This window comes from Terriglobus albidus, assembly GCF_025685425.1.
GTDB lineage: Bacteria > Acidobacteriota > Terriglobia > Terriglobales > Acidobacteriaceae > Terriglobus > Terriglobus albidus.
Map to the genome: position 1 here is coordinate 619516 of NZ_JAGTAS010000058.1, position 22735 is coordinate 642250.

Below are 22735 nucleotides of genomic sequence, written 5' to 3' on the forward strand. Positions count from 1 at the left end.
AAAGATTTTGCTTGAACTACAAACCCTAGTGCGCCACCAGCCGGCTGTGCGCAATTGCATCCAGGAAGGGACGCGCCTGCTTGATCGCGGCCTCTACGGTGATGCCATACTTCTCGCGCAAGGCTTCCACCTTGCCATGCTCGATGAACTCATCGGGCCAACCGATACGGACGACCGGAACCTGCAGCTCCAGTGAGTTCAGAGCCTCCAACACCGCCGATCCAAAGCCGCCTGCGAGGACGTGATCTTCGAAGGTGACGATCAGGCCGCACTGGCGGGCAAATGACGCGATGCACTCACGATCGACCGGCTTGGCAAAGCGCGGATTGATCACTGCAGCGGAGAGTCCCTCGGCGGCCAGGTGATCGCTCATCGTCACGGCCAGAGGTAGCAATGCACCCAGGCCAAAGATGGCCACGTCATGACCATCGCGAATCACCTCTGCCTTGCCGATCTCAAGCGCGACCGGCTTTTCCTTTACCGCAACGCCCGGTCCGACGCCACGCGGATATCGAATGGCAGACGGTGCATCATAAAGCATTGCCGTGTACATCATGTCCGCCAGCTCATCTTCATCCTTCGGCACCATGTGCACAATATTTGGAACACCGCGCAGATAGCTGATGTCGAACAGACCATGATGTGTCGGGCCGTCATCGCCTGAGAGTCCACCACGATCCATGCAGAAGACCACCGGCAGGTTCTGCAGGCAGACATCGTGCACGATGGGATCGAAGGCACGCTGCAGGAAGGTGGAGTAGATGGCGCAGAAGGGCTTATAGCCTTTGGTGGCCATGCCGGCGGCGAAGATTACCGCATGTTCTTCCGCGATACCGACATCGAAGTAACGCTTCGGATGATGCGGCCGGAAGAGATCCAGCGCCGTTCCATTGGGCATCGCCGCGGTAATGGCAACGACCTTGTCGTTGCTGTTGGCGAGCTTCGTCAGCGACTCGGCAAAGATCTCTGAATATGTCTTTTGTCCCGTTGGCTTGGTCTCGCCGGTCTCAGGATCATACGGCCCCAGGCCGTGGAACTTCTTTTGCTTCTCAAGTGCCGGCTGGAACCCCCGTCCCTTCTGCGTAATGGCATGCAGCAGCACCGGCTTGTTCTGCTGTTTGAGGAACTTGAAGGTCTCGATCAATAGTGGAAGGTCGTGGCCATCGATCGGTCCAAAGTAATTGAGGCCGAACTCTTCAAAGAGCATGCCTGGGCCGATAAGACCTTTCGCTGCACCTTCAGCCTTCTGCGCCACATGCTTGGCTGCCTTACCACCGATACGTTCAATCAGATCGACGGCGCGGTCGTGCCAGGTAACGAAAGTCGGATTGGTGACAATCTTATGGAAATAGGAGGCGATCGCGCCCACATTGCGATCAATCGACCAGGCGTTATCGTTCAGAACCACGATCAGGCGTTTGGTCGATGAGGCGATATTGTTCAGCGCCTCCATGGTGATGCCATTGGTGAACGCGGCATCCCCGGCCAGAGCGACGATGTGCTCGTCGCCGCCATTCATATCGCGGGCCACAGCCATGCCCAGCGCAGCCGAGAGCGCCGTGCCCGCATGCCCTGCGCCGAAGCTGTCATGCTCACTCTCCGTCCGCAGCATGAAGCCGTTCAGACCATCTGGCTGACGGATGGTCTCGAAGCGATCGGCGCGGCCGGTCAACAACTTATGGACATAGGCCTGGTGCGATACATCGAAGACAAAGCTATCGCGCGGCGTATCGAAGACATAGTGCATGGCGATGGTGAGCTCCACCACGCCGAGGTTCGGACCGATATGACCACCGGTTCTGGAGACACCAACAATAAGCCTTTCGCGGATCTCTTCTGCCAGTTGAGAGAGTTCGGGGATGGAGAGTTTTTTGACGTCCGCAGGCGAATGTATCTGTTGAAGCAGGTTCATTATTATGGTTCGACGGCAATAGGCCGCCGGGGTTACTCTTCAGTATACGCCGGTAGCTCCCCTTCCCAGCGTGCAATTACGGCACACGCCAGGCAGTTCCCTACAACGTTCAGGGCAGTACGGCCCATATCCATTACCGCATCCACACCAAGCAGCACCAGCATCGGCTCCAGGGGTAGATTGAACGTCGTCGCGGTCGCCATCAAAACCACCAGCACAGCGCGCGGCACACCAGCTATACCTTTGCTGGTGAGAACCAGCATGGCCAGCATCATCGCCTGCTCCCCCCAACCCATGTGAATATTCGCCGACTGCGCTACAAACAGCGAAGCCATCGCCAGGTAGAGAGCAGAACCATCCAGGTTGAAGCTGTATCCTGCTGGAATCACAAAGGCAACGACGCGGCGAGGGATACCGAACCGCTCCATGTTTTCCATGGCCGTCGGCAATGCCGCCTCCGATGTTGCGGTCGCAAAAGCAATGGTTGCAGGTTCGGCAACAAACTCCACAAACCGGCGCAACGGAATCTTTGCCCACAAGGCAATCGGCACCAGGATGAGCAGAATAAACGCTACTAATGAGATGTAGAGCGTGAGCAACAGCTTGCCCAAAGGCAACAAAACGCTGGCGCCCATGTGCCCAACGGTATATGCCATCGCCGCGCCAACAGCCACGGGGGCCAGATACATCACGATGTCGGTAAAACGAAACATCACCTCCGCGAACGACTCCATAATGCGGACCAGCGGCGTACGTTTTTCCTCAGGTAACAGTGCCAGCGCAATCCCGAAGATGGTGGCAAAGACTGCAACCTGCAGTATCTGCCCCTCGGCAATCGACTTGGCGATATTTTCCGGAAAGATGTGGAGCACGAAGTCTTGCCAGTGCATCGGAGCTGCCGGCGGCAACGTTCCGCTGGCGGCAGGCAGCGTCAATCCAACGCCCGCCTTACTGATATTGATCGCGGCCATGCCGATGGCGAGTGCAAAGGTCGTCACCACCTCAAAGTAGATCAACGCTTTCACGCCCATGCGGCCGACCTGTTTCAACTCACCATGACCGGCGATGCCGTTGATGAGCGAGGCAAGAATCAGGGGCGCAACGATCGTCTTGATGAGACGTAAAAAAATATCTGAAAGAAACTTCAGGTTCGACGAAAAGACAGGCGCGTCATGGCCCAGCTCGCCACCAGCGAGCATTGCGAAAAAAATCCACGGCGTTATTGAACGGCTTTTCCAGGCGAAGACGGCGAGAAGTCCAAGTCCGAGCAGACGACACGCCTCTTCCAGCGTTAAAAGAGAAGGAGAGACCGTTGCAAGGCTGGCCGCCGCCGCGGCAGTAAAAAGAGTTACACCGCCCACGGCGAGTGCTCGCTGCATTTTTTGTAGAGCCATCGTGCGGAGCATATCATCTGTCTCGAAGAGAGGTTTCCGGAGATGCGTCGATCATTCCTTCTGCTTTGGGTGGCCGTGAGCGCCGTGGCTACCCACACTGCCGCCGCGCAGCTAGGCTTCGGGCAGAGCAATCAGCCGAACCAGCAGGCGCAAAGCCCCTTGACGGTGCCGACCCTGTCGCCAGGAGTGGTCTTCCTGATGGAGCTGGAAGGCCGCTTCAATCAGGCCGTCGAGAAGGGCGGCGGCAAAGCCTTTGCGAGCTGGTTCGCCGATGACGCTGTGGTGTTGAACAACGGACGTGCCGCGACCTTTGGCAAGCTTGCCATCGGCGAGCAAGCAAAATGGGACCCCAAGGACTATCAACTAACCTGGCAGCCGCAGGGCGCACAAATGGGTCCGAGCGGGGATATGGGTTTTACCTGGGGACATTATGAAGGGCACTCCAAAGATAAGAACGGTCAGCCCATCGTTGTAGAAGGCCGCTACATCACCATCTGGAAGAAGATCAACGGCGAATGGAAGGTTGCGATGGATGCGAGCGCAAACGATGCGCCTATCGCCGGCGAGTGCTGCACATTGCCCAAGCCTGGTAATGCAAAGTAAGCATTTGGGAACCCCGGACGTCCCACCCATTGCGTTGCAATGGATAGGGCACCCAGTGCAGGGGCGTAGATCGCTCCGTTAGCGCGGCGAAATTTATATGTCGGTAAGCGTGCTAGCGCAGATTGCTGCTGGGGCGGCTGGGCAGTGTGAAATAGAACGTCGATCCCCGGCCAAGCTCGCTCTCCACCCAGATCTCACCGCCATGCTGTTGCACGATAGACTTGCAGATGGCCAACCCCAGACCGGTTCCTCCTTTGGCGCGGGAGTCTGAAGCATCCACCTGCTGAAACCGCTCGAAGATCAGGTCCAGCTTATCCGCGGGAATGCCGCGCCCTTGATCATGGACTGCAACACAGACCTCGCCATCCGCTTCATACCTTGCCGCGAGAAAGATCTCACTTCCCGCAGGCGAGAACTTGATGGCGTTGGAGATCAGGTTCGTCAGCATCTGCAGAATGCGGTCCGAATCAGCCCACGCAAAGACGTTCTCTGCCTGAAAGCGGAATCCAATCCCTGCCTTTGCAGCCGATGTCTGCTGCAGCTCTGCAGCACGGTGACATAACTGGTCGACCGATACGTTGGACTGATGCAGCTCCGCCTTGCCGCTGCCAATACGTTCAAGTTCCAGAATGTCGTTGACGAGATTGATCAGCCGATCTGTGTTGCCGACGGCAATATCCAGCATCTGCTGCGCTTTTTCCGGTCGGGACTGCAGCACTCCACTGGCAACCATTCCCAGTGCCGCGCGCAGTGACGTGAGCGGCGTACGCAACTCGTGCGAGACCGTCGAGACAAACTCATCCTTCATCTGGTCAAGCTCGCGCCGCGCCGTAGTATCAGTGAAGGCGACCACGACACCGACGGCCTCGCCTTCATCCAGCAGCGGCGTTGCAACATAGTCCACCGGGACGTGGGTGCCATCTTTCTGCCAGAAGATCTCATCACTGACACGGACGGGCTCAGAGAGATGGACCGCCTCCTGGATCTTCGATCCCTCGGCCGGCTCCGGCGACCCATCTGCACGCGTATGGTGGATGGTCTCGTGCAGGTTTCGTCCAAGCAGCTCCTGCGGCTTGTAGCCGAGAATCTGAGCTCCGGCCGGATTCACCACCGTGATTGTGCCTGCCAGATCGATACCGAGAATGCCATCACCGACGCTGGCCAGGATCGAATCACTCTGACGCCGCAGTGCACGGAGACGCTCTTCTGCTCGTACCTTCTCGGTAATATCCACGCCGAATCCGAGCACATAGAACGGCCGACCTTCGGTCTCAATGAGACGGTTCCTGTAGGTGAGAACCCGCACTTCCTCATTGCGGTGACACAAGCGCAGCTCTCCCTGGGCCTCTCCGCTGGTGCAGACCGCCTGCAGGTAGGCCTCCACAGCGTCCACCTCATCAGCCGGAACAAAGTCCGCCAGCGGCTTGCCGACCATCTCATCAATGCTGTACCCGAGGCTCTCCGCGCCGTAACGGTTCAGGCTGATCAGCGTTCCATCCTCGGCATGGGTAAACACCATACCGAGCGAGCCCTCAATCAACTGACGATATCTTGCTTCGCTCTCACGCAGAGTGGCCTCGGCTTCGCGCTGCAAGGTGACATCGATACCGGTAGCGATGACAAAGGCCACTTCGTTCTGCTCATCGAGCAGGGCTGTCGCGCTCCATGCGATACGCCGCAAGCTTCCATCCCGTGTCTGCCAGAAGTTTTCGAAGGTCGCGGGAAAGTTGCCGCGAGCAATGCTTTCGAAGGTCGCAATCGAGTCCTCGATATCTTCTTCCGGAATCAGCTTCTCCCAGAGATGTTGGCCGATCAGGTCCGATACCTGGTATCCGGAGATAACCTCGCAGGCCCGATTGAAGCGGACGACGCGGCCGGCCGTATCCAGCACCGCAACCAGGGCTCCCACGGTATCCAGCACGGCAGAGACGAAGTTGCGCTCCACGGTAAGAGCCGTCTCCACACGCTGCCGCGTACGCGCTGCACGATCCATCGATCGCATCCGGGTGCTCAGTTCCAACCGGGTAACGATCTGGCGCGCAAGGACCTCCAATGCCTCAACCTGCTGGTCGTTCAGCGTGCGCGGCGCCGTATCCAACACACACAGCAGACCGATACGCGCACCATCCGGAGCCGTTAGAGGAGCGCCCGCATAGAAGCGGTAGGTCACATCTCCCAGGGCAATGCCGTTCGCTCCAAAGCGCTTGTTCCGCGACAGATCGGGTATCTCGTAGACGTTCGCATCCTGCAGCGTTTCATCGCCGGGAAAGGCACTGCGGGCAAGTTCCGGAGTTTCCCAGTTGGGATGAGACTTGAACCAGATCCGATTCGTGTCCAGAACACCGATCGCGGCAGCCGGAGTGTTGCAGATCTGCGCTGCCAGACGCGAAATATCGTCCAACGCAGAGTCTGCGGGAGTATCGAGGATCTCGTATTGTTCGAGCGCACGAAGCCTTGACTGCTCGTCCCGGATCAGGCTGGTCTTCATTGTCTTCTAACGTAAAGCATCCTAGAGCATTTCCCTGTTGCTGGGTATCCCGGAATTGGCGTGCAGCGGCGTTTTCATTGCGGAAAACGCCCATCGAGCAATTCTCCTGATGGTGTAGAGCGAAGTTTCGGTAGTTTGCCCCGTTTTCCCTCGAAGAAAACGGCATTCACAGATTTATCCAACACCACAGTTTTAGGAGAATTGCTCTCGATGCGGAAAGCCCTACACGCACCTACAGGGAAATGCTCTACGCAAACCAAAGAGCAATGAAGACTATTAGGTTTGGTGCACTTAGAACGTTTTCTGGGGCTGCTGCTTTTTCCCTTATTCCACCAGCGTAAAAACTATGGGGTAGAGAAGCAGATTTCTCCGCTCCCTTCGGTCGCTGCGAAATGACAAAAAGGGCGCCTTAGGGATTACACCTATAGGGAAAATACTCTAGCGCGCCAGATCGAATCGGAAGACCGTAACCGGCTTCATGGAGAAGGTTGACCCAAAGCTTTTGCTCTCTCCGCGTTCCACGGAGATGCGCCCAAATCGCGTGCTCAGGCCTATCGCCGCAACCACACCGTTGGCGCGGTCCAGAACGCTCATCCCTATAGAAAGAAGTGTTCGCGTGCTGAAACCCACATTGAAATCGCGAATCCGCATGGAAGAATTCTCCGGGGCCTGCGGAAAACGCCGTAGCATTCCGTCAGCATAAAGCGGCAACGCTCCTATCTGCGCAAAACCCGGATGGGCTGCGGAGAGTGAGGTCGGAGGCGAAAGGGGAAAATAAGCCCGGCTTCCGAATCGGCGCGCCAAGGCAGACCAACGGCTTTCTGCTGCTGCGTTCGCTTTGCCGTTATACGAGAAATCTTCCCGCACGTACGGCAAAACCAAAGAATGGGTGATGTGAAGCGAGGGTTGCATCTGCTGCAGGGCAGGCTCGATGGAAAGATCGAACCCATTTCCAGTTTCGGTACCCGCCGCTGCGGCATGCGCCATAGGAGCGGCGCAGAGCAGGGCAAAACACACAGAGCGGATTGCGGCCAGTTTGATCACCAGGGGAGGTCTCTCCTTGACTATCGGCGCTCTCAAGAAAAACTTGAGCGCCGATATCTGGCGTACGTCCCCTGTGATGCCGGCGGGCAGAAGAAGTCTGCCCGCCGGCCTGGAAGATTACTCGTCCTGTTCGCGCAATTTTGCGATGACAGTAAAATCCTCGAGCGTCGTGGTGTCGCCCTTCACTTCTCCGGTCGTCGCCAGTTCACGCAGCAAGCGGCGCATGATCTTACCCGAGCGGGTCTTCGGCAGAGTCTGCGTAAAACGCAGATCGTCCGGACGGGCCAGAGCGCCGATCTCTTTGGCAACCCATTTACGCAGCTCCTGCTTCAGGTCTTCCGTCGCCGTAACGTGTTCTTCCAGCGTGACGAACGCGGCGATCGCCTGGCCTTTGAGGTCGTCCGGACGGCCGACGACAGCGGCCTCCGCAACAGCAGGATGTGCAACCAGCGCCGACTCGATCTCCGCCGTTCCCAGGCGATGTCCGCTGACATTGATGACGTCGTCCACACGGCCCATGAGCCAGAAATAGCCATCCGCGTCCCGCCGTGCGCCGTCGCCGGTGAAGTACGCTCCCGGAATCTCCGACCAGTAGGCGGCAACATAGCGCTCCGGGTTGCCGTAGATGGTACGCGCCATCGAGGGCCATGGCTTGCGAATGATCAACAGACCACCGTGGCCGTCCGGCACCGGCTCGCCTTCTTTGGTAACAACGGCGGCATCAACGCCAAAGAATGGCACTGTGGCCGATCCGGGTTTCGCGGCAATAGCGCCTGGAATCGGCGTAATCATATGCACGCCGGTCTCGGTCTGCCACCAGGTGTCGGCGATGGGGCAGCGCTCATGTCCGATCTCGCGATGGAACCACATCCATGCCTCGGGATTGATGGGCTCACCTACTGTACCCAGCAGGCGCAACGAAGCCAGTGAATGCTTGCGGACCCACTCGTCGCCCCACTTAATAAACGCGCGGATCGCCGTAGGAGCGGTATAGAAGATCGTCGCCTTGTGACTGTCGATAATCTTCCAGAAACGATCCGGCTCAGGCCAATTCGGCGCACCTTCATACATCAAAACGGTGACGCCATTCTGAAGCGGTCCGTAGACCACATAGCTGTGTCCCGTAATCCAGCCGATATCGGCGGTGCAGAAGTACACATCGTCCTCCTGCAGATCGAAGACATATTTGCTGGTCAGATACGTGCCTACCGCATAGCCGCCAGTGGTATGCACCAGGCCCTTCGGCTTACCGGTTGTTCCGGAGGTATAGAGGATGAACAGAGGATCCTCGGCATCCATGGGCTCGGCGGGGCAGTTCGGCGAAGCTTTCGCGGTCAGCTCGTGCCACCAGAAGTCGCGGCCAGGAGTCATGGCTACATCGGATCCCGTACGACGATGGACGATCACCGTCTGGATCGTCGGACAGCTCTTCAGTGCCTCATCGACGATCGGCTTCAGCTTCACTTCCCCGCCGCGACGGTATCCGCCATCCTGGGTCAACACGGCGATACAGCCGGAATCATTGATCCGGTCGACTAGAGCGTGTGCCGCAAATCCACCGAAGATCACATTGTGCACTGCACCGATGCGGGCACAGGCCAGCAGAGCAATCGCCAATTCGGGACACATGCCCATGTAGATCGCGACGCGATCTCCCTTTTTGACGCCGGCTTCTTTCAACATGCTGGCCGCAAGCTGCACCTCGGTGAGCAGCTCGGCATAGGTCAAGGTGCGGACCTCGCCCGGCTCGCCCTCCCAGATGATCGCCGGCTTCTGCGCACGGTTGCCCAGCGCATGGCGATCGACGCAGTTATGACTGAGGTTCAGCTTGCCGCCGACAAACCACTTCGCCCAGGGCTGCTCCCACTCCAGAACCTTTGTCCATGGCTCGAACCAGTCAAGCTCGCGCGCCGCTTCGGCCCAGAACTCCTCCGGCTGCTCGATAGAGCGGCAATACATGGCGTCATACTGCTCTCGCGTTTTTATATGGGCTCGCGCAGCGAACTCAGCACGGGGCGGAAAGACCCGGTTTTCTCGTAAAAGCGAATCAAAACTTGTTTCAGACACAGTCGACATGCAGCTCCTAATGAGACCACGATTGTACTTTGTCAAAATAGCGACCGGCCACCGTTACACTCAGCACATGGAATTCCACTGGGGCGCCATCTTTGGCTTCATGTTCGGCTTTATGTTCGGTGTGGGCTGTGCACTGGCGGTCATGTATTCCATCTATATGGGCGGCTATCGCGCTGCGCTTCGTGACGCCCGGCTTCCCCTACCGCCCGAACGCTACCGCAAAGCCGTTGCCAAACTTGACAGTACTCAGGGCTAAGCTCTTTGCTCTACGACGATTGTCCTAACTGCGCTCGTAGCACTGCGATCTCCTGCCGTAAGGCTTCCAGCCCCTCCTTCATTTCTCGGGCGCTTTCTTCCATCGGCGAAGGCTTCTTCCCCTCTACGTAAAATGCCCCGTTTGGCTGCAGGCTGCATATCTCTACTGCCTCGAAGGACCGAAAGCCCTCTTTATGCAGGACCGTTAGCAGGTCATGCTCAGTCAGGTGCTCGCGCTCCATTGCCGCCTTATCCACTCGCCCGTGGCGTACAAGTATCGTCTCGTTCCCCTGTAACGCGGAATCCAGCTTCGGCGCCCGGAAGAGCGCAACGCTGGTGAGCCAGTTGATGGCGAGCAGGGAAAATGCCCCGATGACACCTCCGGATACGGAGTTATCGTCACCGATGATAGCGTTCTGCACCGTATTCGATAGCGAAAGCAGAACTACCAGGTCGAACGGATTCAATTGCGCCAGCTCCCGCTTGCCGAAAAGCCGCAGAAAACCGATCAGGCAGAGGTAGACAACGACGGGACGCAGGATCTTTTCCAACAGCGTGACCGTCGAGGGCAGGTGGAACATATGTTCGAGCATGAGGCGGTTCTCCGAGGGTGTGCCATCCAAATTGGGTTGGAATTTCTGCCGCAGAATACCTCACGGCAGGGGATGAACAATCGTCCAACCGGGGACGGCATCCGGACAGGTACAATGTTTGCAGTGGAGTGCTCCTGTCTTTTGCCGGCCAGATTCTGGCGGAGGAGTTCCGCGCGATTTTGAAGGGATTGACCGAAGCATGATGAAACGGATGTTGTTGGGTGCGCTGCTGCTGAGTGCCGGCAGCGCGATGATGGCGCAGGAGAGCCGGCAAGACATTAGCGTGAGCGCTATCGGAGTATGGCAGCCGCAGGTCAATGGAAATGGCTCTCAATTAAATGCCAGCATGACCATGGGCGGTCTGGTCAGTTACCGCTACCTGGTAACTCCGCGCAGCGGCCTTGAGCTGAACTACTCCTTCTCGCAGTACACGGACTACTTCCGCACCAGCTTTACGCGGCCCGCGGTTCACGTCCGCCAGCAGGAGATCACCGGCGCGTACGTTTACTCCCGCAACTACGGCAACTACAACCCGTTTGTTGAGGTGGGTGTCGGCGGCTACATTTTGAGCCCGATCCGCGACTTCGGCACCAGCAGCCTGGATACGAAGCAGAACACGAATATCGGTGCCCTCTTCGGCGGCGGTCTTGCTTATGAGCTCAGCCCAAGCTGGGATCTGCGGCTTGAGTACCGCGCTTTTGTTTTGAAGGCGCCGAACTTCGGTCTGGACGCCGTAGCGACCCGCCGCTATACCGTCATCTCGACCCCGGCGGTCGGCTTCGCCTACCACTTCTAAACTGCTAGAACAGAGTAAAAGCCCCGGTCTGGACAGTCCAGACCGGGGCTTTTCATTTCTTCCGTCAGCATCGAGCACTAGGCGAGATCGAGATGTAGCTAGAAGGGAGAGGCGAGGCAAATCTATTCAGGCCTACTTTTTTTGTCATTTCGGAACGTAGCGGAGAAATCTGCTTCTCTACCGACACTCTTCCGGTTAGTGAAAAAGATGGGTCGCGCGTAGCGCGACACTCCATTCTTCGCGATAAAACTGCAAAGAATGGCAAAAAGGAGATTTCTTCGCTATCGCTGCGAAATGACAAAAACCTATATGTCGATACACTCTAGCGTTTCGTCGGATAGCGGCTGTCGGAGCCAAAGTGGTAAGCGACACCAAACGAGACGACCTGTGGCGTAATGCCGTGAGGCGGATATCCAAACCAGTTCTGATATTCGTAATCGAACACGCGAACATTGATCCGGCGATTCGCGCGGATATCCAGACCACCGCCGGCAGCCATGATGTTGTAGGCCAGATTCGCAATAGCAACATTCGTTCCCGGGTCCTGAAAATTGTAGACCCCGCGGCCATACATGCCTTTGATATAAGGACGGAACAGACCGTCTTTGTATGTCCGGTAGTATCGAGGCCCTATCTCATACGTCTTCTCGTATTCCTTGCCTGGGTCATCCTGATTGACCTTGCGAAACTCACCTTCAATTCCCAGGTGATGCTTGAAATCGAGATCGAAATAGAGATAGAACCCTTTGAATTTATTCGGCATCGTGTCGGGTTTGGCGATCGAGTAACCGCCGCCGGCCTGAAGATCGGCCTTTCGGCTCGCCGTGTAAACCGATTGAGCATGTACCGCAGGCAATGCCACAGCAAGCGAGAGCAGCGCGAGCGACTTTCTGATGATCTTTATCTGCAAGAATCCAACCTTCCCTGACCCGAACTGCAACTATGAGGGCCAATTGACACAACCTTGGTCTCTATCAACATAAGACGGGGGCACAAAGGCCCCCGTCTTACGAGGAAATTACTGGTTCTGGGGAGGAGTGGAGGTACCAGTAGCCGGTGCTCCATTTGCCGGTGCTGGAGCGGTTTGCGGAGCGTTTCCGGCATTGCCATCCACCGGAGCCGGTGTTGCCTGCTGCTGAACCGGTGCCGCCGTACCTGCGGCTGGCGCTGCAGCACCCGCTGCAGGAGCAGCAGCACCTGCGGCCGGAGCAGCAGCGGGAGCTGCCGGAGGCGTGTAGTAGCTGAGCCGCAGATAAATCGGCGTCACTTCGAACGGCATCTTGTCACGCGGATTCAGAATCGGCTCCTGAGCTGCATGCAGCGTGATGACCTGGTCGGTCCAGGGGTCAAACTTCAGGAAACTGCTCAGAGGCATGGCTGCCATCTGCTTCAGATCCTTCATGTCCAGCTTTTGCCCCTTTGCCTGAAGAGCAGACAGCCAGAAGGTCGGAACCTTGTCCTTGTCGTTCTTGATCAGCGAGTCGCCGATCATCGCCTTATTCAGGTCAGGAAGAGCCGTCACACGCGCAGACAGCTGCTGCAGATACAGCCCGAAGTAGGTCGGGGCATCCTGCAGTTCCTTGGCATTCAACAGCTCGACAGTCTTCTTGGCGGCCTCTTCGTTGTCCTTATCCGTGTGGTGCATCGGGATATGGGTAAACGCCGAAGTATCCGGGAAGAGCAGGCGATCGCTGAAGGCGTACTTCGTGTCCAGGCGATGTCCGAGGATCACATGCGCGACCTCGAAGGCCAGGATGGCGTTCAGATTGCCGGCCTGCTGCGCACCGTCAGCCGTAATGACAGCGGTGGTATCGATCAGGCTCTTGCTCAGCAGTACGGTGTTTCCAACAGCCAGAGACTCCAGCGGCTCCGTCAGCAGCGTGCGCACGCGGATGGGGCGAGACAGCGGAATCTGGTTATAGGCCAGAATGTTGTTGGCCAGGGCTGCGAGCGTCTTATCAAACTCGCTGGGCGCGGCCAGCAGACCTGCCTTGGTCAGACGGTCGATGACATTGTCTTCTGCCTGCTGTACCCACTCACGCTGCGCGCCGAGCGGGCTGACGTCCTGAGCCTCGTTGGAAACATCGGTAGCACCCTGCACCTCAACCGAGGTGTTCTCGACTTCCTTCTCAGGAACCTTGAGCGCATAGCCCCAGATATGCCCAACGGCCTTGAACTTGACGATGTTGCCGGGAACCTTTGGATTGCTCTCCTCTACATAGAACGAGTTCGGCAACCAGATATCCGGCTGCACATTGGTGCGCCAGCTATCGAAGTGATAGTACTCGCTATGAGTCGCCTGGCTACCGTTGAAGCTGCCGTTGAAGCGAACGATGTTACCGCCGCGGCGCTCAATCCAGATACGGCCGAAGAAACGGCCATAGCTCCCTTTCGCAGGCTGCACGTCAAACACCGTGGTCGCGACCGAACCCAGGAAGTCATTGCGGACGAAGTAGAAGTTATAGTGCTGACGATCGAAGTCTTTGGAGTCAATCAGCAGCATCTGCATGAAACCTGCTTCGTTGAACTCCAGGTTCAGCGCCTTGCCCAAGCCGGTGATGAAGCTCAACGAGTTCTTGAAAAATCCGAGTTTGCCGCCCGAGCTGGTTTTCGAGGTCTCGTAGGTTCTGTCGCCGATGACCTTACTGAACTCGACACGGCCCAGGAAGTGCTGGTCGGATTCGGGAACCTGCAGCAGTTCCGGATCGGGCTTCATGGTCTGGATATAGACCTCTGTCAGCGGAGCCCGCTCTTTAAGAACCTTAATCACCTCGGCCTCGCGTGCAATGGCGCGGTCAATCAACTGGTTCTGTGCCGGCGTTGGCTTGGTGTACCCGGTATCGTCTGGCTGCTTTTTCTTGCCCGGAAGGATCTTAATAGCGTGTGCAGGTGCCGCCAGCACCACGATCGAGGCCAGGGCGAGGCCCATGCAAGCTTTACGAAAAATCATATCTTTCTGACTCCTAGGCGGGGGAAAAGCCGCTTTCTTTCAATAATGACTTCAACACAACCATTCAAAAAATGAACAACAAAAACTGAAAGTCCTACAACATCTGAAAGCCTACGTTCACAACGCCTGACCAGTCCACCGGCTGTCCGTTCTGCATTGCCGGCGAGAACTTCATCGCCTGAACGACACGGAGCGCTGCCTCATCCAAACCATGTCCCAGGCCACTGCTGATCCCCAGCACCTGCACCGCTCCAGAGGCAGTCACACGGACTTTTACGTAGACGGTTCCTTCCAGATGCAGCTTACGCGCCTCGTCCGTATACTCCGGCTTCGGCTTGTACAGCACCTTCGGCGGCGTGGTACCGGATACGGACGTCGGCGCTACCGGTTTCGGCATCGGCGGAGGCGCCGCCTGACCCAGATTTACAGGTCCGGCGACCCGTCCGGTGGAGTTCAACGGACCCGTTCCACCGGGAACTCCCAGCTTTACCCCCTGCACCGGCTGCGCCGCATTGTCTCTACCTCCGAGCGTTCCGTTGGGAGAACCGGAACCAAGATTCACCTTGGTCGACGGTGGTCCCATGCCGCTTCCCGGAGGCATACCGGCCATACCGCGCTGGCCAAGATTCACCGGGCTGGTCGCGGGTCCTGTCATGGGAGCGATCGGATTATTTGTCTGTCCCAGAGCGACGGCTGACGGATGGGTCGAATTATTCACAACACTGGCAGCCTGGGCCTGACCGAGGTTCACTTTCACCGGCGCCGGAGGCGGCTGCACCAGCTTGGGAGGAGCCGGCTGCAGCACCACGGGCTTCGGCGTCTCCATCTTGATCTCAGGCGGCTTGGGTACATCGGGCAGCTTGGTCTCAGGAATCCTGATCTTCGGTGGCGTCGGGGGGATGACGGGCGGCTTCGGAAGAGGTTTGGGCCTGGGAAGTTCTGGCTTTGGCTCGGGCTTGGGCGGCGGCGTCGAAGGAGCCGTCAACATCGTGAGCTTATGAGCCTCTGAAACCTTCTTTGCGGCTGCAGTGAGAATGAGGGCGATCACCAACAAGGTCACATTCGTAACAACTGCGACAAACAGGGAGCCGCGGCCCTGCTTCCCTGTATTCATGACTCCGAAGTGCGAAAAGGCAATGTCGTTTTGTTGCGCGGAGATCACGCGCTGGCCGGTGTATCCGGTTTGGGTCTGTCTCGCCATTGTTATTCCATCCTCAAAAATGCGCCTTCCTCGTCCTCACACTGACGCATTCTTGCGGCACGGTCGCAGGAGCAGCAGGAACCGATTTACCAAGGGCAGGCTCAAAGCAAGAATGCAGCAGCAAAGGCTCTAACATACAGATCGGCTCGGCATGCAACAGCGAAGAACAAACTCGGGGTTATCGCCTCGAGCCGGGGGGTTAACTCTATCTTCCTGAATCGCATCGGCGAAAGCAATGAAAAAGTCGTGAATCAATTCACCCCGTGATGCAACCCCCAGCCAAGATGTTGCCCCGCAACGGGGCTTCTCCATCCGGCCTGTCCTAATTCTGAGTGGGAGTCACTGATACATTGGTTGCAGGAAGTGGGAATTTGGTTTCGATGAATTTTCTGGTCACCGGCGGAGCCGGGTATATCGGTGGGACTGTCTCCCGTATCTTGTTGCAACGAGGAGCAAAAGTCGCAATTTACGACAATCTCTGTCATGCAAAAGCAAGTGCTCTTCCTGCCCAAGCCACCTTTATTCAGGGGGATCTGCTTGATCGCCAACTGCTCGAGACTACGCTGCAGGAAGGCAAGTTTGATGCCATTCTTCACTTCGCCGCTCTCATCGAAGCCGGCGAGAGCATGCAGAAGCCGGAACTTTATTTCCGCAACAATACCGGCGGCACCCTCAGCCTGCTGGAGTCTATGTTAGCCACCGGACATAATAAGCTCGTCTTCAGCTCCACCGCTGCCTGTTATGGAGAACCGGTCTCGACACCTATCTTCGAGACAGCCAGGCTGCAACCGACCAATGCTTACGGCGAGTCCAAGTTACTCTCAGAGACCATGATGCGGTGGATGAGTGAGATCCATGGTCTGCGCTATGCCGCGTTGCGCTACTTCAACGTTGCTGGGGCAATCGAAGGTTATGGCGAAGCCCACGAGCCGGAGTCGCATCTGATCCCCTTGATCCTTGACGTTGCCCTTGGCCGCCGCCAGTCGATCAAGATCTATGGACAGGACTATGCCACCGTGGACGGCACCTGTGTCCGCGACTATATCCATGTCCAGGATCTTGCCGAAGCGCACATCCTGGCGCTCAAGGCACTCGAACACCCCGGCCACCACATCTTCAACCTCGGAAGCGGGCAGGGATTTACCGTACGCCAAGTGATTGAATCGGCACGCCGTATCACAGGTCATCCGATTCCGGTGGTCGAAGAACCTCGCCGTCCAGGAGATCCTGCCGTTCTTGTCGCCAGTTCGGACAAGATTAAGCGCGAGCTCGGTTGGAAGCCAAATTTCCCCGAGCTGGACCAGATCATCGCTTCCGCCTGGGAATGGCACCAGAAGCGATACGCATAGATCTCAACGGTCAAAAGACCTCAAGGGCCAGGAAGCGTTTGCTGCCCGGCCCTCTTAATATGAGGAAGGTTTTATTGCTGAGGCGGTGGGCCGGGACGTCCGCCGCCACGCATCTGCGACTGCATCTCTTCGTAGGTCTTCTTCTGGTCGTCGGTCAGAATGCCTTTGACCTTGTCGGAGTAATCCTTCTGGATCTCCATCATCTTCGGGCGCATGGTCTCCATGTCGCCGCCGCTCGAACGCAGATCCGCCATCTTCTTGTCGCGTTCGGCCATAAAGTCCTTGACCTTAGCTGTTTGGTCTTCGGACAGGTTCAACCGGGTTTTCATCATATCGAGCTGCCGGGCGCTACGCTGCTCGGGAGTCATCTGGCCCATACCGCCCCCCATTCCCTGCGCGTGTGCGCTGAGCGTGGCTGGACCCACAGTACAGGCAGCCAGAATCGCCGCCCGCATCACAATTTGTTTCAGGTTCATGGACGTTACCCCTTTGACCTGCATCGGCGCGTCCCCGTCAGAGAACGCGCCCACAGTGGAAACGTTTGAGCCCTGCGAATTGTCTCCGCCTTGAACGATTAATTTCCAGCCCGGGAGACACGCTCGGCCTGGAAGTAATACGGATCACCCTGCTGTACCGCATACTCTTCCGCGATCTTCAAAAACGCACGTGCGGTATGGGACAGAGCGGTTTGTTTGCGATACACCACGCGGAGCTTGCGCTCGAAGTTCAGCTCGCGAGCCTTTACCTCTATCAGGGCCCCCGTTCTCAACTCGGAAGCGACGGTTAGCTTGGGAGATAACGCCACCCCATTGCCCATCGCCACAAATCGCTTGATCGCATCCAATGATGGAAGCTCGACCCAAATGGGAAGCTTCGTCCGGTGCTGGGCAAACGCCTGAAAGACACGCTGCCGCTGTGGCGAAGCAATATTGTGCGCAACAAAACGCTCGCGGCCGAGCTCCTTCACGCTCGCCGTTCCGGTTCGCGCGAGCGGATGATTCGGGCTGACCACGCAGACCAGCTCATCCCGGAAGATCACTACGGACCGGAGTTGGGGGTCGGAGGGCTGAAAACTCAGAACCCCAAGTTCGACCGAGTTGGCCAGCACATCGTCTCCGATACGGCTGGCCAGCGAGCGTTGAACCTCAACCTTTACATTTGGATGGCGCCGGGTGTACTCGTGGATGAGCGGAAGCAGGCAGAGACAGGTGTACTCATTCGCCGCCAGCAGCAAACGGCCGCGATGCAGCGAACGAAGCTCCTTCAATGCCGAACCCGCCTCGTCGCGGAGATTGACGAGCTTGACGGCGTATTCGCGCAGCACCTCGCCGGCGTCGGTCAGTGAACCGGTCTGGCGCTCAAAGAGCGACTCGCCCAACTCCGCCTCCAGCTTGCCGATCACCTGGCTTACCGCCGGCTGGGTGCGGTGAAGGCGAAGTGCGGCACGAGAGAAGCTTTTCTCCTCGGCAACGGCGAGGAAGGTTTCCATCTGAAAGAGGTCCACGGCGGCTCGCTTATTGGGGTATTAGAAGTACTAATCGACCAAACTCGCTCGATAAGTGGGGTTTATCATAACCGGAAGCAGAGGTGTAAGGCCAAGTATGTCGACCAACGATCGTGTTCTCTTTTTCGATACCACGCTGCGTGACGGCGAACAGTCGCCGGGATGCACGATGCACCATGATGAGAAGCTTCGGTTCGCACATCAGCTAGCTCTGCTGGGCGTGGACATCATTGAAGCCGGTTTCCCCATCGCCTCCGACGGTGACTTCGAGTCCGTGCACTCGATTGCGCGCGAGGTTGGCCGCGACGGTAAAAGCCCTCGTATCGCTGGTCTGGCCCGCTGCAAACGCGAAGATATTGAGGCGGTTGCCCGTGCCGTTGCCCCCGCGGCGCGGAACAGAATTCATACGTTTCTTGCTTCTTCCGATCTTCATCTGGAAGTGAAGCTCCGCATCAGCCGCCAGCAGGCTCTGGACCAGACAGGTGAGATGGTGGCTCTGGCCAAGTCGCACTGCGAGGACGTTGAGTTCTCCGCCGAAGATGCGACGCGTTCCGACATAGACTTCCTGTGCGAGATGGTGGAGATTGCCATCCAGGCGGGCGCCACGACCATTAATCTTCCGGACACGGTAGGCTACTCGACACCGTCCGAGTATCAGACGATGTTTGAGACGGTTCGCGCCCGCGTGCCCAATAGCGGGCAGGTGATCTTCTCCACGCATTGCCACGACGATCTGGGTCTGGCGACCATCAACACCCTGAGCGGCATCCTGGGCGGTGCACGCCAGGTAGAGGTCTCGATGCATGGCATTGGCGAACGTGCCGGCAACGCCTCTCTGGAAGAGGTGGCCGCTATTCTCTCCGTGCGTAAGGACCAGTACCCGTTCACCTCCGGTATCGACCTGAAGCAGATCGGCGCCACCAGCAAGGCGCTGGACCAGATCATCAGCTTCGCGCCCTCGCCCAACAAGGCGATCGTGGGCAAGAATGCCTTCGCCCATGCCAGCGGCATTCACCAGCATGGCGTCCTGGCTAATCCGCTGACGTACGAGATCATGACACCGGCTTCCTTCGGAGTTGTGGCGAACACCATTGTGCTGGGCAAGCACAGCGGCCGCCGCGGCCTGGAGCAGAAGCTGAAAGAGCTGGGCTATAACTTCAACCGCGAGCAGATCGACGAGATCTATCACCGGTTCACGGCGCTGGCGGACCGCAAGAAATCGATCTACGACCAGGACATCGTGGCGCTGCTCGAAGCGGAGTCCGCGCCGGCGGTATAACCCTGTCATTCCGTAACGGAGCGGCAAGAGCCGCTTCATGAATCTTGAACCGCCGGGCGCCTCACCCTCGCAACGTAAGGGTGGGTCCGGAGACTACGAAAGTGTCAAAGGAACGAATGAACCTCAAGATTGCAGTCCTGGCCGGCGACGGCATCGGCCCTGAAGTTACGAACGAAGCCCTAAACGTACTGAACGCTGTGGCGAAACATGGCGGCCACACCTTCACCTATCAGGATTTGCGTATCGGCGGCGTGGCCATCGATGCCGACGGTTTGCCTCTGCCGGAAGCGACGCTCGCGGCAACACTTAAGTGCGATGCAGCTCTGCTGGGCGCCGTAGGGCACAACAAATTCAATAGCTATCCGCCGAGCCAGCGCCCTGAAGCTGGTCTGCTGAAGATTCGCGCGGAGCTGGGCGGCTACGCCAACCTTCGTCCCTCTGTTGCTTACAAGCCGCTGGCAGACAACTCTCCGTTGCGTGCCGAGGTGACGGAAGGCACGGACATCCTCTTCGTTCGCGAACTACTGGGCGGTCTCTACTTCGGTGAGCCGCGTTGGTGGGATAAGGAAAAGAAGCTGGCGCACAACACCATGGTCTACAGCGAGGCCGAAGTAATCCGCGTCGCGAAGATCGCATTTGAGTTGGCGCAGAAGCGCCGCAAGAAGGTCACCTCCGTCGATAAGGCCAACGTTCTTGAAGTCTCACAGCTTTGGCGTGCCGTTGTTACCGAGGTTGCAAAGGACTATCCGGATGTCACCCTGGAGCATCAGCTTGTCGATTCGATGGCGATGCATCTGATGAACACACCGCGCAGCTTCGACGTCGTGCTCACCGAGAATCTCTTCGGCGACATTCTCTCCGATGAGTGCGGTGTCATCACCGGTTCGCTGGGTATGCTGCCCTCTGCGACGCTTGGCGGCAAGGTCAATCTGTACGAACCGGTCCATGGATCGGCTCCGGATATCGCGGGTAAGGGTATCGCCAATCCGCTGGGCGCGATTCTGACCGCAGCGATGGTGCTGCGTCATTCGGCCAAGCTGGAACAGGAAGCTGCTGCGGTGGAAGCTGCGGTGCAGGAAGTTCTTACAGCCGGTTACCGCACTGCCGATATCGCGCGTGGCGATCATGCCGGACAGAAGAAGGTATCGACCGGAGAGATGGGTAAGGCCGTACTCGACGCCATCAAACTTTAGTTTCATCCCACAGGGGATCTGTTTTTACGAGGAACTCGCAATGCCGCAAACGATGTTTGAGAAAGTCTGGAACAACCACCTCGTCGCCTCACCGGAAGGTGAGCCACCGCTGATCTATATCGATCTGCAGCTCGTGCACGAGGTTACCTCACCGCAGGCGTTTGACGGTTTGCGTATGACCGGCCGCAAGCTGCGCCGTCCTGACCGTCACATCGCCACGGTTGATCACAATGTACCGACCACCTCAGCGGAGGATCGGTTGCACATCATCGACCAGACCTCGGCCGCGCAGGTGAATGCGCTGCGCAAGAACTGCAAGGAGTTCGGCATCGAGTTCTTCGACGTGCAGGACGCCTCGCAAGGGATTGTGCACATGATCGGGCCGGAGCTGGGCGCGACCAAGCCGGGCATGACCATCGTCTGCGGCGACTCGCACACCTCGACCCACGGCGCCTTTGGCGCGCTGGCATTCGGTATCGGAACCTCCGAGGTAGAACACGTGATGGCCACCCAGACGCTGCCACAGTCGAAGCCGAAGACCTTCCGCATTACCGTCGATGGCACGCTTCCCTACGGCGTGACGGCAAAGGACATCATTCTTCACATCATCGGCATCATCGGCACAGACGGTGCAACCGGTTATGCGGTCGAATATGCGGGCTCTGCCATTCGGGCACTCTCGATGGAAGGCCGCATGACCGTCTGCAACATGAGCATCGAGGCCGGTGCACGCGCCGGCATGATCGCTCCTGACGAGACCACCTTTGCTTATCTGATGGGCCGCCGTTTCTCGCCGAAAGGCAAGGCGTGGGATGAAGCTGTGGCTCACTGGAAGTCGTTGCCGTCGGACGAAGGCGCTGTTTTCGATCGCGAGCTGCACATCAACGCCGCTGAGATTACACCGACGGTAAGCTGGGGCACCTCGCCGGGCATGGTGACCAGCATTGAGGGCAAGGTTCCTTCTCCGGACGATGCAACCAACGAGATCGACCGCAAGGGCTACGAACGGGCGCTGGAGTACATGGGCCTGAAGGCCGGCACACCGATCGAGCAGATCGCCATTGACCGCGTCTTCCTGGGATCCTGCACCAACGGCCGTATTGAAGACCTGCGTGCCGCCGCCGAGATCGTAAAGGGCCGTCATGTTGCCGCGACTGTCTCCGCGATGGTGGTTCCCGGCTCGCAGGCCGTAAAGAAGCAGGCTGAGGGAGAGGGTCTGGACAAGATCTTCAAGGATGCAGGCTTTGAGTGGCGCGAACCAGGCTGCTCCATGTGCCTGGGCATGAACCCTGACATTCTGTCGCCGGGCGAGCGCTGCGCTTCGACCTCGAACCGCAACTTCGAAGGCCGCCAGGGCCGTGGCGGACGCACGCACCTGGTCTCGCCACAGATGGCGGCAGCAGCGGCGATTGCCGGTCACTTCACGGATGTGCGCAACTGGCCGAACAACGGAGGCAAGAACTAATGCAGCCCTTTACCAAGCTCACTTCCATCGCCGTACCTTTGGACCGCGCGAACGTCGATACCGACCAGATCATTCCCAAGCAGTTCCTGAAGCGCATTGAGCGTACGGGATACGGCGAGTTCCTGTTCTTCGACTGGCGCTACAAGCTCGACGTCCCCGACTCGGTCACTCCGAATCCTGAGTTCGTAATGAATGCACCACAGTACAAGGGCGCGGAGATTCTGCTCGCCGACAAGAACTTTGGCTGTGGCAGCTCACGCGAGCACGCCGCCTGGGCACTAAGCGACTATGGCTTCCGCGCCGTGATTGCGCCGACCTTCGCTGACATCTTCTTCTCGAATGCAGGCAAGAACGGCATTGTGCTGGCGCGCCTTACGGACGATGAGGTCAGCACGCTGATGCAGCGCGCACAGACGCCCGGCTATGAGATCACGGTCGATCTCGAAGCGCAGACGGTCACCGATGCGCAGGGATTCAAGGCGAGCTTCGAGATCGATCCCTTCCGCAAAGAATGTCTCTTGAACGGACTGGACGACATCGGCCTGACGCTGCGTCACTCTGCCGCGCTGGACAAGTTCGAAGCGAAACACGACAACGAATTCTGGTCTGCACCCAAGACCGCAACCGCGTAAA

The 22735-nt window shown here is 57.9% G+C and carries 19 protein-coding genes; 8 read left to right on the forward strand and 11 right to left on the reverse strand.

Annotation, left to right across the window (positions count from 1 at the left end):
* Positions 1-25 precede the first annotated feature (25 nt).
* Together dxs and OHL21_RS21670 are read right to left on the reverse strand one after the other, a co-directional pair.
* Positions 26-1912 (reverse strand): 1-deoxy-D-xylulose-5-phosphate synthase, encoded by a 1887-nt coding sequence (dxs, locus tag OHL21_RS21665; RefSeq protein WP_263419389.1) that lies wholly within the window; start codon positions 1910-1912, stop codon positions 26-28.
* A 32-nt stretch (positions 1913-1944) separates the two neighbouring features.
* Positions 1945-3306 (reverse strand): dicarboxylate/amino acid:cation symporter, encoded by a 1362-nt coding sequence (locus tag OHL21_RS21670; protein WP_263419390.1) that lies wholly within the window; start codon positions 3304-3306, stop codon positions 1945-1947.
* Between the two features lie 42 nt (positions 3307-3348).
* Between OHL21_RS21670 and OHL21_RS21675 the strand changes: the two genes are divergently transcribed.
* Positions 3349-3909, forward strand: coding sequence for a YybH family protein (locus tag OHL21_RS21675; protein WP_263419391.1), 561 nt, complete (start codon positions 3349-3351; stop codon positions 3907-3909).
* A 112-nt stretch (positions 3910-4021) separates the two neighbouring features.
* Here the strand turns inward: OHL21_RS21675 and OHL21_RS21680 are convergent, their stop codons facing one another.
* From OHL21_RS21680 to acs, 3 genes are all read right to left on the reverse strand, one after another.
* Positions 4022-6397: a PAS domain S-box protein gene (locus OHL21_RS21680; protein ID WP_263419392.1), complete on the reverse strand. Its 2376-nt coding sequence runs from the start codon at positions 6395-6397 to the stop codon at positions 4022-4024.
* Between the two features lie 438 nt (positions 6398-6835).
* Positions 6836-7441 (reverse strand): hypothetical protein, encoded by a 606-nt coding sequence (locus OHL21_RS21685; protein WP_263419393.1) that lies wholly within the window; start codon positions 7439-7441, stop codon positions 6836-6838.
* A 117-nt stretch (positions 7442-7558) separates the two neighbouring features.
* Complete coding sequence (gene acs, locus OHL21_RS21690) at positions 7559-9517, reverse strand: acetate--CoA ligase (protein ID WP_263419394.1); 1959 nt, start codon at positions 9515-9517, stop codon at positions 7559-7561.
* A 10-nt stretch (positions 9518-9527) separates the two neighbouring features.
* On the opposite strand from acs, the gene OHL21_RS21695 reads away from it, so the two are divergent.
* A complete protein-coding gene (locus OHL21_RS21695; protein WP_263419395.1) occupies positions 9528-9773 on the forward strand; it encodes a hypothetical protein in 246 nt (81 codons plus the stop codon).
* Between the two features lie 10 nt (positions 9774-9783).
* Here the strand turns inward: OHL21_RS21695 and OHL21_RS21700 are convergent, their stop codons facing one another.
* On the reverse strand, positions 9784-10365 hold the full coding sequence (locus tag OHL21_RS21700; RefSeq protein ID WP_263419396.1) for a DUF421 domain-containing protein: 582 nt from the start codon (positions 10363-10365) through the stop codon (positions 9784-9786).
* A gap of 199 nt (positions 10366-10564) precedes the next feature.
* Between OHL21_RS21700 and OHL21_RS21705 the strand changes: the two genes are divergently transcribed.
* A complete protein-coding gene (locus OHL21_RS21705) occupies positions 10565-11161 on the forward strand; it encodes an outer membrane protein (protein WP_263419397.1) in 597 nt (198 codons plus the stop codon).
* Between the two features lie 322 nt (positions 11162-11483).
* Here the strand turns inward: OHL21_RS21705 and OHL21_RS21710 are convergent, their stop codons facing one another.
* From OHL21_RS21710 to OHL21_RS21720, 3 genes are all read right to left on the reverse strand, one after another.
* Entirely contained in the window at positions 11484-12071 is a 588-nt protein-coding gene (locus tag OHL21_RS21710) for a porin family protein (RefSeq protein ID WP_263419398.1), read from the reverse strand.
* A gap of 108 nt (positions 12072-12179) precedes the next feature.
* The gene (locus OHL21_RS21715; protein ID WP_263419399.1) at positions 12180-14111 is read right to left on the reverse strand and encodes a hypothetical protein; all 1932 of its coding nucleotides are present in this window, start codon (positions 14109-14111) and stop codon (positions 12180-12182) included.
* Positions 14112-14205: 94 nt separating this feature from the next.
* Positions 14206-15312, reverse strand: a complete 1107-nt coding sequence (locus OHL21_RS21720) for an energy transducer TonB (protein WP_263419400.1) — start codon at positions 15310-15312, stop codon at positions 14206-14208.
* 380 nt (positions 15313-15692) lie between these two features.
* On the opposite strand from OHL21_RS21720, the gene galE reads away from it, so the two are divergent.
* Positions 15693-16661 (forward strand): UDP-glucose 4-epimerase GalE, encoded by a 969-nt coding sequence (galE, locus tag OHL21_RS21725; RefSeq protein WP_263419401.1) that lies wholly within the window; start codon positions 15693-15695, stop codon positions 16659-16661.
* Between the two features lie 71 nt (positions 16662-16732).
* Here the strand turns inward: galE and OHL21_RS21730 are convergent, their stop codons facing one another.
* Positions 16733-17137, reverse strand: a complete 405-nt coding sequence (locus OHL21_RS21730; protein WP_263419402.1) for a hypothetical protein — start codon at positions 17135-17137, stop codon at positions 16733-16735.
* A gap of 98 nt (positions 17138-17235) precedes the next feature.
* The gene (locus OHL21_RS21735) at positions 17236-18150 is read right to left on the reverse strand and encodes a LysR family transcriptional regulator (protein ID WP_263419403.1); all 915 of its coding nucleotides are present in this window, start codon (positions 18148-18150) and stop codon (positions 17236-17238) included.
* Positions 18151-18262: 112 nt separating this feature from the next.
* Between OHL21_RS21735 and OHL21_RS21740 the strand changes: the two genes are divergently transcribed.
* The 4 genes from OHL21_RS21740 to leuD all read left to right on the forward strand — a co-directional run bounded on the left by OHL21_RS21740 (position 18263) and on the right by leuD (position 22734).
* Positions 18263-19444: a 2-isopropylmalate synthase gene (locus OHL21_RS21740; RefSeq protein ID WP_263419404.1), complete on the forward strand. Its 1182-nt coding sequence runs from the start codon at positions 18263-18265 to the stop codon at positions 19442-19444.
* Between the two features lie 116 nt (positions 19445-19560).
* Positions 19561-20637, forward strand: coding sequence for a 3-isopropylmalate dehydrogenase (gene leuB / locus OHL21_RS21745; RefSeq protein WP_263419405.1), 1077 nt, complete (start codon positions 19561-19563; stop codon positions 20635-20637).
* A gap of 40 nt (positions 20638-20677) precedes the next feature.
* Entirely contained in the window at positions 20678-22102 is a 1425-nt protein-coding gene (gene leuC, locus OHL21_RS21750; protein ID WP_263419406.1) for a 3-isopropylmalate dehydratase large subunit, read from the forward strand.
* On the forward strand, positions 22102-22734 hold the full coding sequence (gene leuD / locus OHL21_RS21755) for a 3-isopropylmalate dehydratase small subunit (RefSeq protein WP_263419407.1): 633 nt from the start codon (positions 22102-22104) through the stop codon (positions 22732-22734). The genes leuC and leuD overlap by 1 nt, the downstream gene beginning before the upstream one ends.
* Position 22735 lies beyond the last annotated feature (1 nt).